General features: G+C 36.3%; 21 protein-coding genes. 17 read left to right on the forward strand and 4 right to left on the reverse strand.

Translation table 11 applies throughout. The features are described from left to right. The 3 genes from CRJ00_RS01470 to CRJ00_RS01480 form a co-directional block, all read right to left on the reverse strand. Window positions 1–732, reverse strand: a 732-nt coding sequence (locus tag CRJ00_RS01470; protein ID WP_099365159.1) for an IS982 family transposase, incomplete at its 3' end; no start/stop codon positions are given. 44 nt (window positions 733–776) lie between these two features. Next, on the reverse strand, window positions 777–1,799 hold the full coding sequence (locus CRJ00_RS01475; protein WP_099365160.1) for a hypothetical protein: 1,023 nt from the start codon (window positions 1,797–1,799) through the stop codon (window positions 777–779). Window positions 1,800–1,806: 7 nt separating this feature from the next. After that, window positions 1,807–3,183 carry a site-specific integrase gene (locus CRJ00_RS01480; protein ID WP_099365161.1) on the reverse strand — a complete coding sequence of 459 codons (1,377 nt, stop codon included), beginning with the start codon at window positions 3,181–3,183 and terminating at the stop codon, window positions 1,807–1,809. A gap of 486 nt (window positions 3,184–3,669) precedes the next feature. On the opposite strand from CRJ00_RS01480, the gene CRJ00_RS01485 reads away from it, so the two are divergent. The 11 genes from CRJ00_RS01485 to CRJ00_RS19275 all read left to right on the forward strand — a co-directional run bounded on the left by CRJ00_RS01485 (window position 3,670) and on the right by CRJ00_RS19275 (window position 10,244). Further along, on the forward strand, window positions 3,670–4,905 hold the full coding sequence (locus tag CRJ00_RS01485; RefSeq protein ID WP_099365256.1) for a site-specific integrase: 1,236 nt from the start codon (window positions 3,670–3,672) through the stop codon (window positions 4,903–4,905). A 171-nt stretch (window positions 4,906–5,076) separates the two neighbouring features. After that, window positions 5,077–5,352 carry a helix-turn-helix domain-containing protein gene (locus tag CRJ00_RS01490; protein WP_099365162.1) on the forward strand — a complete coding sequence of 92 codons (276 nt, stop codon included), beginning with the start codon at window positions 5,077–5,079 and terminating at the stop codon, window positions 5,350–5,352. 748 nt (window positions 5,353–6,100) lie between these two features. Next, window positions 6,101–6,478 carry a single-stranded DNA-binding protein gene (locus CRJ00_RS01495; RefSeq protein WP_099365163.1) on the forward strand — a complete coding sequence of 126 codons (378 nt, stop codon included), beginning with the start codon at window positions 6,101–6,103 and terminating at the stop codon, window positions 6,476–6,478. A 35-nt stretch (window positions 6,479–6,513) separates the two neighbouring features. Further along, the gene (locus CRJ00_RS01500; RefSeq protein WP_099365164.1) at window positions 6,514–7,587 is read left to right on the forward strand and encodes a DUF932 domain-containing protein; all 1,074 of its coding nucleotides are present in this window, start codon (window positions 6,514–6,516) and stop codon (window positions 7,585–7,587) included. Window positions 7,588–7,638: 51 nt separating this feature from the next. Further along, window positions 7,639–8,046, forward strand: a complete 408-nt coding sequence (locus CRJ00_RS01505; protein ID WP_099365165.1) for a hypothetical protein — start codon at window positions 7,639–7,641, stop codon at window positions 8,044–8,046. Window positions 8,047–8,048: 2 nt separating this feature from the next. Further along, on the forward strand, window positions 8,049–8,552 hold the full coding sequence (locus CRJ00_RS01510; protein ID WP_099365166.1) for a hypothetical protein: 504 nt from the start codon (window positions 8,049–8,051) through the stop codon (window positions 8,550–8,552). Then, complete coding sequence (locus CRJ00_RS01515) at window positions 8,549–8,743, forward strand: 3-isopropylmalate dehydratase (RefSeq protein ID WP_099365167.1); 195 nt, start codon at window positions 8,549–8,551, stop codon at window positions 8,741–8,743. The genes CRJ00_RS01510 and CRJ00_RS01515 overlap by 4 nt, the downstream gene beginning before the upstream one ends. A 321-nt stretch (window positions 8,744–9,064) precedes the next feature. Continuing rightward, window positions 9,065–9,439, forward strand: a complete 375-nt coding sequence (locus CRJ00_RS01520) for an ArsR/SmtB family transcription factor (protein WP_044216709.1) — start codon at window positions 9,065–9,067, stop codon at window positions 9,437–9,439. Continuing rightward, window positions 9,436–9,699, forward strand: a complete 264-nt coding sequence (locus tag CRJ00_RS19425; protein ID WP_441347592.1) for a mercuric transporter MerT family protein — start codon at window positions 9,436–9,438, stop codon at window positions 9,697–9,699. The genes CRJ00_RS01520 and CRJ00_RS19425 overlap by 4 nt, the downstream gene beginning before the upstream one ends. A gap of 24 nt (window positions 9,700–9,723) precedes the next feature. Further along, on the forward strand, window positions 9,724–10,038 hold the full coding sequence (locus tag CRJ00_RS19430; protein ID WP_441347593.1) for a cation transporter: 315 nt from the start codon (window positions 9,724–9,726) through the stop codon (window positions 10,036–10,038). Beyond that, window positions 10,038–10,244 (forward strand): GDCCVxC domain-containing (seleno)protein, encoded by a 207-nt coding sequence (locus CRJ00_RS19275; RefSeq protein WP_099365168.1) that lies wholly within the window; start codon window positions 10,038–10,040, stop codon window positions 10,242–10,244. The genes CRJ00_RS19430 and CRJ00_RS19275 overlap by 1 nt, the downstream gene beginning before the upstream one ends. A gap of 162 nt (window positions 10,245–10,406) precedes the next feature. Here the strand turns inward: CRJ00_RS19275 and CRJ00_RS01535 are convergent, their stop codons facing one another. Further along, on the reverse strand, window positions 10,407–11,447 hold the full coding sequence (locus CRJ00_RS01535; RefSeq protein WP_006801252.1) for an IS110 family transposase: 1,041 nt from the start codon (window positions 11,445–11,447) through the stop codon (window positions 10,407–10,409). 308 nt (window positions 11,448–11,755) lie between these two features. Here CRJ00_RS01535 and CRJ00_RS01540 point away from each other — a divergent pair, with 308 nt between their 5' ends. From CRJ00_RS01540 to arsB, 6 genes are all read left to right on the forward strand, one after another. Beyond that, the gene (locus tag CRJ00_RS01540; protein ID WP_099365169.1) at window positions 11,756–12,745 is read left to right on the forward strand and encodes a hypothetical protein; all 990 of its coding nucleotides are present in this window, start codon (window positions 11,756–11,758) and stop codon (window positions 12,743–12,745) included. Between the two features lie 158 nt (window positions 12,746–12,903). After that, window positions 12,904–13,233 carry an ArsR/SmtB family transcription factor gene (locus CRJ00_RS01545; protein WP_099365170.1) on the forward strand — a complete coding sequence of 110 codons (330 nt, stop codon included), beginning with the start codon at window positions 12,904–12,906 and terminating at the stop codon, window positions 13,231–13,233. Between the two features lie 66 nt (window positions 13,234–13,299). Then, a complete protein-coding gene (locus CRJ00_RS01550) occupies window positions 13,300–13,773 on the forward strand; it encodes a DUF6428 family protein (protein ID WP_099365171.1) in 474 nt (157 codons plus the stop codon). Window positions 13,774–13,786: 13 nt separating this feature from the next. Further along, a complete protein-coding gene (locus tag CRJ00_RS01555) occupies window positions 13,787–14,407 on the forward strand; it encodes a class I SAM-dependent methyltransferase (RefSeq protein ID WP_099365257.1) in 621 nt (206 codons plus the stop codon). 10 nt (window positions 14,408–14,417) lie between these two features. Further along, window positions 14,418–15,029: an arsenate-mycothiol transferase ArsC gene (locus CRJ00_RS01560; protein WP_099365172.1), complete on the forward strand. Its 612-nt coding sequence runs from the start codon at window positions 14,418–14,420 to the stop codon at window positions 15,027–15,029. A gap of 3 nt (window positions 15,030–15,032) precedes the next feature. Continuing rightward, on the forward strand, window positions 15,033–16,064 hold the full coding sequence (gene arsB, locus CRJ00_RS01565) for an ACR3 family arsenite efflux transporter (RefSeq protein ID WP_049038349.1): 1,032 nt from the start codon (window positions 15,033–15,035) through the stop codon (window positions 16,062–16,064). Window positions 16,065–16,069 lie beyond the last annotated feature (5 nt).

Here is a 16,069-nt window from a genome sequence, read left to right on the forward strand (position 1 = left end):
GTCGCAAAGTTGAGAGAATAAAGTCTCAATTCTTTTTCTGGATTTTCTGAAAATATATTTTTGTTTTTGATAATTTTTTTGGTTGTTTCTCATGGGTGTATCCAGCTTTATATTCGCATAATTGAAAAAATCTGTTTGCACTTGGGTGGATAAATAACCCCTGTCTCCAATCAACGTACAATTGTTCATTTGATGCTTGATATCTTGCAAAAAATGAATATCATGAATGCTTGCTGTAGAAATATCAAAACTTTGGAAAACTCCGGAAACAGAACAAACTGCATGTAATTTGTAACCATGATAATAACTCGATTGAGAAGCGCAATAACCTTTGCTGGGAAACGAAAATTCATTTTCCTTACAAATTTTAGAGCGGTTCGCTCTTGCGTTTTTGCAGATTTCTAAAGGCATCGAATCTACAATAAAAGTGGTTTCCATCTCATTAAATTTAGCAACCATAAGTTTTCTAATATTTTCCAAGTGTAAGAAAAGCTTTCTTTTTCTGCGATTAAACACACTTCTCTCAATCATTCCCTTTAGTTTTGAATTAGAGAGGTATCTAAACAACTGATATTCTGAATCTATCGATAAATATTCCGCAGAAATATTTATTGCAATGAGTTCTAAATCAGATAATTTTGGTTTAATTGGTTTGAAATAAAAATTTTCTTTGATGGTTAATTTTCTTAATTCCTTTAAAATAAAATCGTAAATTGCATCTAGGTTATTCATAATGTATTAGATTGGTAGTCAATACAATATACGAAATTCTCGTATTATGAGTAACCTTTTTTATAATGCACTACGGGTTTTCTTATAGTATTCTTTACTATTTCTATGCGTTCTTTCATATCTGGGTATAAGGCCTCGGCCTTTGTTGGTTTTCCGGGTTTTCTCATGAATGAATTACCTAAGCCTGCGAATTTCGACCCTAACGCCGAATGAGCAGCCTTTTCAATACTAGTAGGTTTTATGACACCACATTTTTTTAAATTATCAAAATATATTCTCGCAGCATTTTTGTGTCCGATCCAGCCATCATTTGTATTTATCAACTCGGGGGTGACTTCACGTAGTATCTCTATGAATTTACTGATATGTGGTTTGTATTCAGGTTCAAATAGATCTTCAAATGTAACGGGATCTATAGAAGTTTCTGCTTTTTTGCGGCGGATATTAGACAGCTCATGCTTTTTTACAATAATTTGTTTGCTTAATCTTTCGAAATATCTGTCTATTTCATCTACATGTTCACGAGTCTGTGCTAATTTTGATATATTCTTGTCAAAAATCCAAGTGGGCTCTTTTTCATTTGTCTGTCTTTCGAATTCGTTTAAAACCTTAAGATTTGTCGCACTTGCTATCATGTCGCTATATTCTTTAAAATAATATTTAATCCCTATATTAAAGCGGTAGTTTTGAACGTCACGGAGAAGCTGTTCATAGTCTGTGGTTTCTCTGCCGAGAATACTATTAAATAAAAATTCATCAACACGATCATTGTCAAGATATTCCAATTCTCTGATTTGATCTTCAATTAATTCCTTCTTAAATGCATCGAATGTTTCTTTCTTATGAAACATTCCTTCTCGCCAAGTCATCCCAAAGACTTCGTCTGAAAAATCTATTAGTTCTTTTAAGTGTCTGTTAAACAGATTAAAGAATAAGTTGTGATCTATATGGTTTGTATTGTCTTTGCAGAGAATATCCCAAAGTTTTAAATAAACTTCAGGGTATTCATTGCCGTAATAATATTCATATATTTTGTATGTTTTTCTAAGATATTCCGTGTTATACATGTCTTTTTTATTGTGCTTTGTTTAAATCTCCCCACGCATCCAGCATTACCTTTTTCCTACGTTCCTGCGTGATTTTTACATATCGCTTAAAACTGGCGTAGCTCCTGTGTCCTGTTATAGCCATTACTTCTTCTGCATTCATGCCCTTTTCCAATGATAATGTAGCAAATGTCTTACGGCCTGTATGGGCTGATATTAATTCATACTTAGGATAGATGACAGCCTCTCGTTTTGCGCCCTTATAGCGGACAATTTCAATCTGTTCGCTTATTCCTGCGTACTTGCACAGGGCTTTTAGGTACTCGTTAAATTTTTGACTGCTTATGACCGGGAGGCTCTTGATCTGGTGAGGGTAACGGCTCAAAATCTCCATTGCGTACGGGGTCAGGGGAACTTCTATCGGTTCTTTGGTCTTCGTGACGGTAAGGCTTATAGCATCCTTTTTTATGTGTTCTTTCCGTAATTGCGAAAGGTCTGAATACCGCAGTCCAGTAACACATGAAAAACAGAATACGTCTCTTACTTTGGCTAATGCCTTATAAGATATAAATCTCGGTTTTGGCTCGGTTTCGATGGTTACTTTATCATCTCCTGATAAGTCAAGATGGTAAAGGGTTTCAAACTCATCATTAGTCAATGCAATGACTTCCAATGTTTCCCTTTTAATGGTGTAGTCATGGTAAGTGTCATTTGTTTTATAGCCGTATTTGCGAGCAAATGATAGAAACGTTTTTACGGTAGTAATTTGCTTTGCTGCGGTCACGTTTATTTGCTGTTTAACGTCGATAAGGTAACTGTAGAACGCTTGTAGAAAGCCATAGCCTGCATCTGTTAACGTTATTCGTGTGCGTTTTAGTTTTTCGTAATCGGCTATATGATTACGTGTTGTGATATATACTTTAATGGTGCCGGGGTTACGGCTTGCTTTTACATTATGGACGTATTGGTCTATAAAGTCAATCAAGTAGTTCTTGGAATCCTCTTTTCTTGTTGGCTTGTTTCTTTCTTTTCGGTTTTTCAACTCGTTGACAACCTCATGAGATGTGTATTTTACTCCCTTTGCTTCTAACACGTCTTCAACCTTTTTTACCTCTTGAAGTAAACCACTTATCGTGTCGTTCAATTCGGCTACCTCGGCCATAGATGGGAACAAATTGTAATTATAGAGGGGATACGCTCTTTTCGCGTCTGACTTGCTCATGTAATATGCAGATTCTGCTTCGCTATCCCATAAAAATGGATAGACATCAATCCCTGCATTAACATACTTCCGTTGACCATGTAAGGAATAGATTAATTCAATAGGGGCTTTGCCGACCTTTTTGGTTTTGTCAGTACGCAGGTTGAAACGTACCGTTCCGGTAGTGATTTTTTTCTTTGCCATAATACGTATTTCAAAAGTCTAAGACAAACATACAAAATAGGTAGCAATTTAGGTAGCAGTTTTTGTGAGATTCAGGTTAAGTTGCTTTTTGTTAGATTTTAAATAAATATCCTATTAAAGCAATTAAAGGCGATTTTTCATTAATTTCACTAAATGTGAAAACCAAAGGTTCAAGAACTGCCACCCCGACCACACTTACACTAAGTAAGGTCAAAAACCCTCAAATTCTATGAATTTGAGGGTTTTTTCTTTTATATCATATCAAGAAACCCCAAAGATTATCAAGGTAAATGTGAGTTAAACGGTGAGTCATTTTAAGTTTTAAATTTACTCACCTAATAGCTTATAAATAACTGTAAATCATTTATTTAACACATTTATTTTGATGCTATTTATAATTGTTTGACTTCTTCACTTCATTCCTTCTATCGATCGGAATGTGAGAATTGCTCCAAAGTGTATGAGTTGTACATAAAATAAATGGATATGAAAAGTAAAAACACCTTTGGGATTCAATTCGTGTTGCGGTTACCCAAGAACAAGAAAGAAGAGATGGCTGTTGTTTATGCTAGAATTACAGTAAATGGTCGTAGAGCAGAAATTTCCTTAAAAAGTAAAATTGATCCAAACAATTGGGATGAAGCTAAAGGAAGAGCAAAGGGAAAGCGAGAAGAAATCATAAAATTGAACAGCCACATGGAACAAGTGCGCTCGTTGATTTTTGATGGGTACCAAGAATTGATACAGCAGAATAAATCAGTTTCCGTGGATGCCGTTAAAGCCAAGTACCTTGGTGAAGGTATAGAAGAAACGATGACTTTATTAAAGATTGTTGAATATCATAGGCAAGTTGCTGCTACAAAACTTGCACCGGGTACCATGAAGAATTATTATACTACCGAAAATTATCTCAAAAAGTTTATTAAGCATCAATATCGTAAAAACGATATAATGCTGGAAGAACTCAATTATAAGTTCATTCTCGATTTCGAAAATTTCCTCATTAATTATGAGTCGACCGATCATCACAAATCCCTTAATAACAATGGGGTGATGAAACATATGGAACGTTTACGGAAAATGGTAAATATGGCTGTTATGATGGATTGGTTAGTTAAGGATCCATTCTCCAAGTATAAGCTCCATTTCGACAAAGTAGAACGAGGTCACCTCACTAAAGAGGAATTAAAGGTATTGAGTGAAAAAAAGTTTAAAATCGAACGATTACAAGCTGTACTTGATATGTTCCTGTTTAGTTGTTATACAGGGCTCGCTTATATAGATATATTCAATCTAACCAAAGAGAACATAATTAAAGGGATAGATAGTAGAGATTGGGTTAAAACTAATCGACAAAAAACGAATATAATAGTTAGGATTCCTCTTTTGCCAGAGGCAGTAAACTTGATTAAGAAATATAATGACCATCCTGTAGCGGTTGGAAAAGGTACCCTTTTCCCAGTTATTTCTAATCAACGAATGAATGGCTACTTAAAGGAGATTGCTGAAATCTGTGGGATAGATAAAAATTTTACCTTTCACCTTGCAAGACATACTTTTGCTACAACTGTGACTTTGAGTAATGGTGTACCGATAGAATCAGTAAGCAAAATGCTCGGACATACTTCTATTCGTACCACTCAGATTTATGCAAAGGTAGTGGAACATAAACTTAGCGAGGATATGCAAAATTTACGGAAAAGGATGGTTGCTAAAAATTGATTTGCAGATGTTAAGCTGCCTTTTAGAGCCAAAGGCTACCAATAGGTGCCATATTATGATGTTCAGTTTAAAAGTTTTGTTCATTTGGATTCATTATGGCATGATTTAGTATTAAGTGCTTGTCTTTTGCCTTCGTGATAGAACTGGATTTTAATAAAAAAAAGAGAACACATGAAAGTTGAGCTTATTACACGGGAAGATTTGGAGAACTTTAAAAAAGAACTTTTGCAAGAAATTAGAAGAAGTACGCCGCACCCTAGAAAACCAGGACAAGAACCAAAGGAATGGTTGAAAAGCTATGAGGTGCGTAAATTACTGGGGATTTCGGCAGGTACACTTCAAAACCTTCGATTAAATGAAACATTGCCCTATACTAAAATAGGTGGATTAATGTATTATCGCTATGAAGATATTAGGAAATTAATGGATGGAGTTGATGGAAGTTAGAATATTAGAGAGATGAATTAAGCAGGATTTACCATTCCTGCTTTTTTTATGCCCTTATTTTTTATCCTCAAAGCACATTTGTTTTTTTTTACTGCAAATCCAAGGCGCATAAAAGAGCTTTGATTGGACTTTTAGATAAAGAATATTGAAGAAAACACTTCCCGGTACCCAATTCAATATTTTCTTCAAAACCCTTTCTTATCGGTTCTTTAACCGATATACTTCAGAAAGATTTACTAAGCAGGATTTAGAGTTCCTGCCTTTTTTTACAACTATATTTTTTATAACCAAAGCACATTTACACACCATGCACTTTTTCTGGCGTTGTAAAAGAGCTTTTGGCTATTTATGAAACAGAAATTTGAAAATGTACCTCCGATCTATTTTCTAATCACTTCCATTTTTCAAACTTCTCTTTTAGGCTTCTACAGCCTAGCATTATGCAATAAAAATTAGAATAGAATATTTCCACAATCAACCGGTAAAAAGGCAGCCAATGTACGGCGGTCACCCCTCGCTCATATCCAGCCAAAAGACTACGGCATAAGCGGTTTCCTCCCTGAAGGTGCCCTCCAATTATTCCGTTTCCTTTTGGCTTTTCAATTTGACCGCCTTAATAGCCTGCTTTCTTTTTTCCGGTTTTTCTTTTGGAAAAAATTATGCGAAGCGAGGCGAGCTACAACAAAAGCAAGTAAGAAAATAGAAAAGCGAACGTAACAAAATGTAAAACTTTTAATACAGGAACGATATGAACATCATTGGACGATTGACAAGGGATGCGGAAGTACGCACAACGTCACAAGAAAAACAAGTAGTAAACTTTTCGATAGCAACCAACGACAGCTACCGTAACAAACAGGGCGAACGCATAGAGCAAACTACCTATTTCGATTGCTCATACTGGATAAGCCCAAATGTAGCGAAGATACTCACTAAAGGCACATTGGTAGAGCTGACTGGCAGGGTAAGTGCAAGGGCGTGGACAGGTAATGACGGAGAAGCACACGCAGGATTAAATTTCCATACCTCAAACATCAAACTGCACGGAGGGGGCAAGAAATCAGAAACCGCACAAACTACCACAGGAACAAGCAACAACAAGTCAGAGGACGACCTCCCATTTTAGCAACGAATATTTCAAACATTTAAAATCATTTTATCATGGCACATAATATCAATTTCAACGAGCAAACAGGACGTCATTCATTTTTCAGCGTTCAACAAAAAGCGTGGCACGGTTTGGGGCAAATCGTGGAGCAGTACCCAACAAGCGAGGAAGCAATAGTACACGCAGGTTTAGACTACGAGGTTATCAAATCCCCATTGTTTACACAGGGCAGAACAATGGGTATAGGCGACAGCGGAGAACTGATTGAAGCCAATGACATCTTAGTACCTAACAGTTTCGCCACACTCCGCACCGATACCAATACACCGTTGGGCGTAGTAGGCAAAGACTACCATATCGTACAGAACCGTGAGGCGTTCAATTTCTTTGATGCTATTGTAGGCGGGGGCGATGGTATATTGTACGAAACCGCAGGAGCATTGGGCAACGGGGAGCGCATTTTTATCACTGCCAAGCTGCCCGACTATATCCGTGTAGGTAACGGCGACGACGTAACAGAAAAGTACATCTTCTTAACCACAAGCCACGACGGTAGCGGGAGTATTACCGCAGCGTTTACCCCTATCCGTATCGTATGCCAAAACACCCTTAACGCTTCATTGCGGAGTATGACCAACGTAGTGCGTATCAAACATACGTCAGGAGCAAAACAACGCCTTGAAAACGCTCACAAGGTTATGGGGCTTGCCAACACCCTAAGCACACAGTTAGAGAGCATTTTTAACGACTGGGCTAAAGTAAGGGTAACAGACCGAGAAGTAAGAAAGCTAATCCAGTTGGCACTTTGCCCGAACAAAGAAACGCTTAACCTTCTTAAAAAAGGTGCGGAGGATGAAGTTTCTACTGTGTTCAAAAACACCGTAGATGATGCCTTTGAATACGCTATGATAAGCGACACCCAACAAATGGCGACTACCAAAGGCACATTATTCGGGGCTTACAATGCGGTTACAGGCTACTTTCAGAATGTACGCAATTACAGGGATGGCGAAGCCAAACTACAATCTATTGTAATGGGCGGTACAGCACAGCTAAAGACCCAAAAAGCCTTTGAACTGTGTACCGACTTTGCCTATTCAGGAGCAGAGATTTTCAACTTCAATTAATCATCAAAGGCGACTGCCTGCAAAGGTGGTCGCCTACTAAAAACAAAAGATATGAAAGCATTAAATAAAATGGATAACCTCGATAAAGCAGGCTTGTTATGTAAACTGTTTCCCGAAGAACTGGAGAACCTGCAAAATGCTATAAAAACGCAATGCGACTACTTCCTGCAAAATGAAACCACATTCCGTGAGGGTTGGTATCAAAACGGATTTTTCACGGCTGAATTTTGGTACAGGCTTGTGCAGAATGCACAAAAAGGGATAGACAAAAATGAACCGCTGTGGAAACGCCCGCACTGGTTTACAGACCATTTTTTTGACGGACACCATTCAATTTTTGCCATTCACAGCCTGATTGAATACACAGACGATATGCAGTGCGACCCACAACTAAAACAGGCAATACACCTGCTTTTCGGGAGAGACAAATTTTTACAGATAACCTTAAACGATAAATAATTATGGCTAATTGGTGCAACAACTGGGTTGTTTTTGAGGGAACAGCCGAAGCATTAGAACAGATAACACAGCTATTCAAATCAATGGCTGAACAGGAACAGAAAGACAACTGCGGGCATTTACCCCATTTCGTACAGGACACGCACGGGGATTATTTCTATAATATCAGTCAGGACAATGAAAGTGCGGGCGTATTCCAGTATGAAACAAAATGGTCGCCAAATACGGAAGGCGTTAAGCAGATAGCCGAACATTTCAAAGTGAACTTTACACACGAGTACGAGGAATTGGGCTGCTTAGTGTATGGTAAGGTGACATTTGAAAACGGCACATTAACAGAAACCTGCTTAGATAGCCAGGACTTTGACCGCTACGAATTAGACGAGGAAAAGGACACCTACCATTTTGAGGGCAAGGAGTATGACAGCGAGTGGGAAATACTCGACACCCTGTTAGAACGTAAAATCGAAAATCAATTTAACAGCCTCCAAAACCAAGAGCAATGAAAATCAGAGTTAAAAACGGGAATTGGATTGAAGTTACCGACCTTGAAAAAGCTATTCGGCAAACTGGGTGGTATAAAGAATATCAGCATAACCCACCAGTGGAAAGCGACAAGGAAAGGCATGTATATTGGGCAGATATGCACGAGAAATTAATAGCTTTGAAAGAACAGTTAAATAAGCCGAAAAATTAAAACACCGTCTGACCCGAAAAGTCGGGCGGCAAAAAGACTGTCCCTCCCGATGGTCGGGACAGTCTTTTTGCATAAATCGGTGCAACCTCTTGGTAAAATGGGATACCTACCCACCATCCATTCCGGCACATTTTACCAAACAGGTTGCGACATTATTTGAGGGATATTCATTATCCCTTTCGTTGTTTTAAGGAACTTCTTTTCTTGCCACATTGGCGACCAAAGAAAAGATTCTGTGTTACAATCCAAAAAATTATAAAAAAATATTTTAATTTGTATTTTAGAATTTGCTTAAATAATAAAGTTAGCTATATTTGCACTATGGATAATATTTCGTGTATAAGACAACAGGCTGACATTAAACAAATCAATCGCTGTAAAAATCGAGTTTCAGAACTCCATGACTCCTTTGACTATTTATCGAATGGACTTGAATTGGCAGGGAATAATGTAAGGCTGAGAATTTTGTTTCTACTTTATGAAGAAAAACGACTTTGTGTTTGTGATTTAAGTGATATTCTTGGTATGACAATTTCAGCAGTTTCCCAGCACTTGCGAAAACTTAAAGACCGAAAGCTCATTGTAACCGAAAGAGAGGCACAAACCATTTTTTACTCATTGACAAAAGAGTATGAAAATATGCTGAACCCATTTTTTAAAATACTCGACGATAACAAAATTGTAGAAGCAATATGAAAACGGATAAGAAACTAATCGGGACCGGACTTTTGACAGCAATTGCAGCTTCATTGTGCTGCATTACACCCGTTTTGGCTATCATCGCAGGAACAAGCGGACTTGCTTCAGCTTTTTCCTGGCTCGAACCTTTCCGGCCATATTTTATCGGTTTAACAATTTTAGTGCTTGGTTTTGCATGGTATCAAAAGTTGAAACCACAAAAGAGAATTGACTGTAATTGTGAAATAACTGAAAAACCAAATTTTATGCAGACATAATCATTTTTAGGAATTATTACCGTCATGGCGGTTTTACTTTTATCATTTCCAATTTATGCACACATCTTTTTTCCAAAGACTGAAAGTAAAGCAATTATTACCCAAACTTCCAAAATTCAGAAAGTTGAGTTTACAATTAAAGGAATGACTTGTTCAGGCTGCGAACATCACGTTAAAACAGAGATTAGCAAACTAAAAGGAATTGTCGAAGTTGTAGTTTCTTATGAGAAAGGAAACGCTATTGTAAGGTTTGACATCAAACAAACAAGTATAGAAGAAATCGAAAAAGCTATCAATTCGACAGGCTATAAATCACTAAAAAGTAAAACTATATCATAATGGAAATAAAGTTACAATCAATAATAACTTGTCCAAACTGTGGTCACAAAAAAGAGGAGACAATGCCAACAAATGCTTGTCAATATTTTTACGAATGCGAAAAGTGCAAAACAATGTTAAAACCTCTGGAAGGTGACTGTTGTGTCTATTGTAGTTTCGGTTGTGTAAAGTGCCCGCCAATTCAAGAAAATAAAAAATGCTGTTGAGTACCAAAACAGGCATTTTTTATGGCAATTTAAACGGTTTTTTTATGCTTTAAAAAGAATTACTATCAATTAAATAATAGAAATAAAGAGTTAGAGGGCATAGCCAGAAACTAAACCTCTTAAATTGATTACAAAGGGAAATGACTTATAGTTTCCCTTTTTTTATACCGCTGCTTCCTGGAACGGAATAATTTGATATTCGTGTCCTGGATTATAATAAGAATTATTCTTCCATAAGATAAAAGTCAATTCCAGTAATTTTCTTTGGATGGCAACAATAGCCTTCATTTTAATACCATGCCTTGAAACTAATCTTAAGAAAATATATCTGAACCTTTCATCAGTTCTTATTGCAGCCAATGCAGGAAAGTGCATTACCTTCCTTAAATTCCGATTGCCCCGCTTGGATATTCTTGGTTTGGATTTCACTGAGGTTCCAGATGTCTTTTCTTTTACATCTAATCCGGCATAACTGACCAGTTGTTTTTTATTCGTTATTAACTCAAATCCATTGGTTTCCGCGATAATGGTTACAGCCGTTAGATTTCCAATTCCCGGTATAGAAGATATTATCTTCATCTTTTCTACTAAAACTCTATCTCCATTGATAAGCTTAGTAATTTCCTTCTGTATCTCCTTTTCCTGTGCATTAATCAAAGCTATTCTTTTATTAGTTCGTTTTACTGATTTTTCACTTGTTGTTGCAGAAGTACGTTCTGCATGAAGTTGATTCTTCAACATTGTGCGTTCCTGCACTAGCTGCTCACGTTCTCGGCAAAGCTGTCTTAAATCATTGAATATTTTTGAAGGAGGCTGCCATATTTCCAACTGCCTTTCCAATCCAAATCTCGCAATGGCTTGTGAAGCGCTCTTGTCAGTAATAGTCTTTATGTCAAGTGTTCTCGCATAATTACTGATCTTGTTAGGTAAAACGATACTAATTTGTTTTTGAGTACTGCATAGATAATAGGCTAAGGATTCATGATAAACTCCAGTTGCTTCCATTATGTACCGCACTTCTGTCGCAGTTGACGTCTGCTTATTTACCCATGATACAAGGCTTAAAAAACCTTTTTTAGTATTGGGAAATACTTTGTAGGCATAAACTTCTATGCTGATCTGCTCATCCATTCGACCAAGCGATACAACTAATTCTTTTTGAGCAACATCAATTCCTACTGTCTGCTTTAATAATACCTTCATCTTATCTGGTTTAGGTAAGTGATAACCTTTTTTTCATCTTTTCTCCTGACTAGATATACTGGCTACGCAACCCATAATTATGATTGAGTTCCTTACATTCTGTTCAGATTCTAAAAGGTTAAAGAAGAGGAGGCAGTCTCTTTTCTTGAATATACCATAAGGCTATTTAAAGCAAAATCTGCTCTCGCCCTTCTTCACTTAGATTATATTATACAAACATAGGAGAAGCAAAAGAACGCCGCAGGTTATATCTGGAGAGCAGTCTAAATTGATTAAATTTGGAACTCCTAAATAATACCAATATATCAATGATAGAAACCGAAATCAGCATAATAGTCAATCGAAAAACAGATATTGATTTAATACAACAAAAAATTATCGAGAATAATTTTAGATTTCCTGTTTATGTCTTGGAATTTGAAGAAGGTTTTCAAATAAAAACTACAAGTGATTATGAGGAATGGGAGTTGGATACTTTAATATTAAACAGTTTTCCAGAGTATGAATTTACCACTGACCTTGAGAAAGGCAGGAAGGAAATAAGGTTACAAATTTCAAGATATCAATCTGAACTATCTACTGATGGCTGGGGAAGAAGAATTGAAAATCCTTTAGATGAGACAAAATATCTGATAAAAAAATCGGTTCAGAAAACTCCGAATTTTAACCCCAAGGTAAAAGTTTTATTTGGAGACAAAGAACAGTTTTATCAAGTAAACATTATAGATGGTATTAATGAAGCAACGAATGAAAAAGGCTTCCTATTACTGAATGAGTTTAAAAATAATGTGAATGATGATACTGATTTTTTCAAAGATCGACTTTATAAATCTAAGATAGAGGCATTTCATTTTGGATGCGATAAGATGCGTAAGTTGGTAGATAATGATTTTGCTTTTTACCTTGAAAATGAAAAGAAAAAAATCAGAGAAATTCAAAAGATACCGCGAAAAATCATCAGGGATTTTATAAAGGCTTGCAACAGTTCCGACGAAAGTAGTATCCTGAAAAATCTTGACGAGAATATCACTTTTGAAGAACGCAAAAACTGGAAAACTATATTTGAAACCGAAGGTCTTTCGAAATTCAGAGAATATTTGAAATCATCCGAACAACAATTGTGTGGCAAGGATTTTAAAATTCGATCATCTTGGAATTTCAACTTACCAAATGTAACTATTGGTGTTAAGTATTTCCCCAAATCATCAAACTCAGAAGATCGACCATTTCAAAAATATGAACAGATCCAATTTGTAATAGAAAATGATAAGATAATTAAGGTTTATTATCAAATTTAAAGAAATAATGTAACCCTATTTTTCAATAAGACGAGTTACCAAACTATCTCTACAGAGAGACCTTCTTGTCTTATCAATGCATTTCAACAATATTTTTTATAAAGCTATTGCAGTTTTTGATATATTATCGTAATATTGCGATATAAATAAAAAAACAAATGGGTGTCACGAAGACTGAAATATTTACAGAAGAGCAAAATCATTTAGCTATTACTTTGAAAGCACTGGCGCATCCTGCAAGAATTGCCATTTTACAATATATCATCAAGCAGAATGCCTGTATCTGTAATGATTTGGTTGAAGAATTGGGATTGGCACAGGCCACCATTTCACAGCATTTGAAAGAATTAAAGAACATTGGCATCATTAAAGGTAATATTGAGGGAACAAGTGTTTGCTATTGTATTAATGAGATAGTTTGGCAACAAGTTAAAAAGGAACTCAATACTTTCTTTGTAGATGATATAACTATAGAAAAATGCTGTTAAGGCATTTTTTTAAAGCCTTTATTTATCGCTACATTGCAATATATAATTAACTATAATTTCAACAATATGAAACTATCAGAGATCAAAGAAATCCTTCCGACATTGGATAATGTTGAATTCCAATTAGAAAACGGAACTTTTGTACCCGAACATTTTCATGTAACCGAAGTGGGGCAAATAACTAAAAATTTTATTGACTGCGGTGGCGTAGTTCGCACCGAAAAAGTTATCAATTTTCAATTATGGGATGCTAACGATTTTGAACATCGCTTAAAACCCACCAAACTTTTAAACATCATTAAGCTTTCGGAAGAAAAGTTAGGTATGGAAGATGCCGAAATTGAAGTGGAATACCAAAGCAATACCATTGGAAAATATGATTTAGAGTTCATCGGAAAAACATTTGTGCTGAAAAACAAAACTACAGCTTGTTTGGCAGAAGATGCTTGCGGTATTCCATCAGAAAAGCAAAAGAAAAATTTAATAGAATTGAACGTAAATCAAACCAATACTTGCACACCAGGTGGCGGATGTTGTTAATCCCAAAATAAATATGGAACATTTCAATCGAAAATCCCATTGGGAAAATATTTACGAGAGCAAATCTTTAGAAACAGTGAGTTGGTATCAGCCTAATCCAGAAACTTCATTAAATTTTGTTCATCAATTCAACTTACCGAAGAGTGCAAAAATTATTGATATTGGCGGAGGAGACAGCTTTTTGGTTGCCTACCTACTTGATTTAGGTTATGTCGATATTACCGTATTGGATATTTCCAATGCCGCTATCCAACGGGCAAAGGAAAGATTAGGCAGTAAAGCCAACAAGGTACACTGGATTATTTCAGATATTTCAGATTTTGTACCCACTCAACAATACGACTTTTGGCACGACAGGGCAGCGTTTCATTTCCTGACGGAGAACCACGAAATAGAAAATTATATACAGACTACGACCAAAGCAATTGCCCCGGATGGCATTTTAGTAATGGGAACCTTTTCTGAACAAGGTCCCACAAAATGTAGTGGCATAGATATCAAGCAATATTCGGATAGTAGCTTGTCGAAATTATTTGAAAACTCCTTTGAGAAAATCAATTGTATAACCGTTAATCATACGACACCATTTGATACCGATCAGAATTTCGTGTTCTGTAGTTTCCATAAAAATTAAATCCCCCATTATGTATTCAGTATTATCAAAAACAATCGAACAAGTACAAAAGCAAAACATTAGCGAAGAACGTAAAACTATATTACAGCCACTGATCGATTTTGTACAGCAAAAAACAGCTCATAAGCGGGAAATAAATATCAACTTCATTTGCACCCATAATTCCCGCAGAAGCCATTTGTCCCAGGTTTGGGCACAAGTAGCCAGTGCGTACTTCAATATTGCAAATGTACATTGCTTTTCCGGCGGAACGGAAGAAACAGCACTATTTCCGAAAGTGGCAGAAACATTGACTAATCAGGGTTTTAATATCTTCAAAATTGCAGACACTCATAATCCTGTATATGCTATAAAGTACAGTGAAAATGCTTTACCAATAATCGGTTTTTCCAAAAAATACGATAGCCCTTTTAATCCGGTTTCAGCGTTCGCAGCTATTATGACCTGTTCGCAGGCAGACGGTGGTTGCCCTTTTATAGCAGGAGCAGAAAAAAGAATTCCCATCACTTTTGAAGACCCTAAAATTTCAGATAATACACCGGAGCAATTAATGGTATATGCAGAAAGGAGTTTACAGATAGCAGGCGAAATGTTTTATGTCTTTTCAAAAATCAGCCGATAACCTATGCAACCAAAACTAAAATTCCTTGACCGTTACCTGACCTTATGGATATTCCTTGCCATGGCATTAGGTGTAGGATTGGGTTATTTCTTTCCCACAATTTCCAATGTTACAAACAGCTTGTCAGTAGGTACTACCAATATTCCCTTAGCAATAGGATTAATACTGATGATGTACCCACCATTGGCAAAAGTGGATTATTCCTTGCTACCTAACGCGTTTAAGGATAAAAAAGTAATCGGCATATCCTTATTGTTGAATTGGGTAATCGGTACAGTATTAATGTTCGGATTAGCTGTTTTGTTTTTACGCAACGAGCCCGATTATATGACAGGCTTAATACTGATAGGCTTAGCAAGGTGTATCGCCATGGTTATTGTATGGAGTGATTTGGCAAAAGCCAACAGAGAATATACAGCTATGTTGGTTGCTTTAAATAGTATCTTTCAGATATTGAGTTACAGTTTTTTGGTTTGGCTGTTCATCAATGTATTACCAGCAAAATTAGGTTTAGCCAATTTCAACGTAAGTGTATCTATGAAAGACGTAACAGAAAGCGTATTGATATACTTAGGAATTCCGTTTTTGACAGGTTTTTTAAGTCGTTATTTTTTAGTCAAAACCCAAGGAATTGAATGGTATAACAGAACATTCATACCCAAAATATCGCCTATTACTTTGTATGCTTTACTCTTTACTATCGTATTGATGTTTAGCTTGAAAGGCGACAAAATAGTAGAGTTACCAATGGATGTGATAAAAGTAGCCATACCCTTAATTATCTATTTTGTATTGATGTTTTTCGTGAGCTTCTTTATCAATAAATTGTTGAAACTTCCTTACGACAAGAACGCATCAATCGCTTTTACTGCTACAGGTAATAATTTTGAATTGGCAATCGCCGTATCTATAGCGGTTTTCGGTATTCATTCGCCACAGGCATTTGTTGGCGTTATCGGCCCACTGGTTGAGGTTCCTGTTCTGATACTTTTGGTTAGGGCAAGTTTGTGGTTAAAAAAGAGGTATTATAGTTAATTTTA

Origin of the sequence: Sphingobacterium sp. 1.A.4, assembly GCF_002734245.1 — a bacterium.
In the GTDB taxonomy this organism is placed as follows: domain Bacteria; phylum Bacteroidota; class Bacteroidia; order Sphingobacteriales; family Sphingobacteriaceae; genus Sphingobacterium; species Sphingobacterium tenebrionis.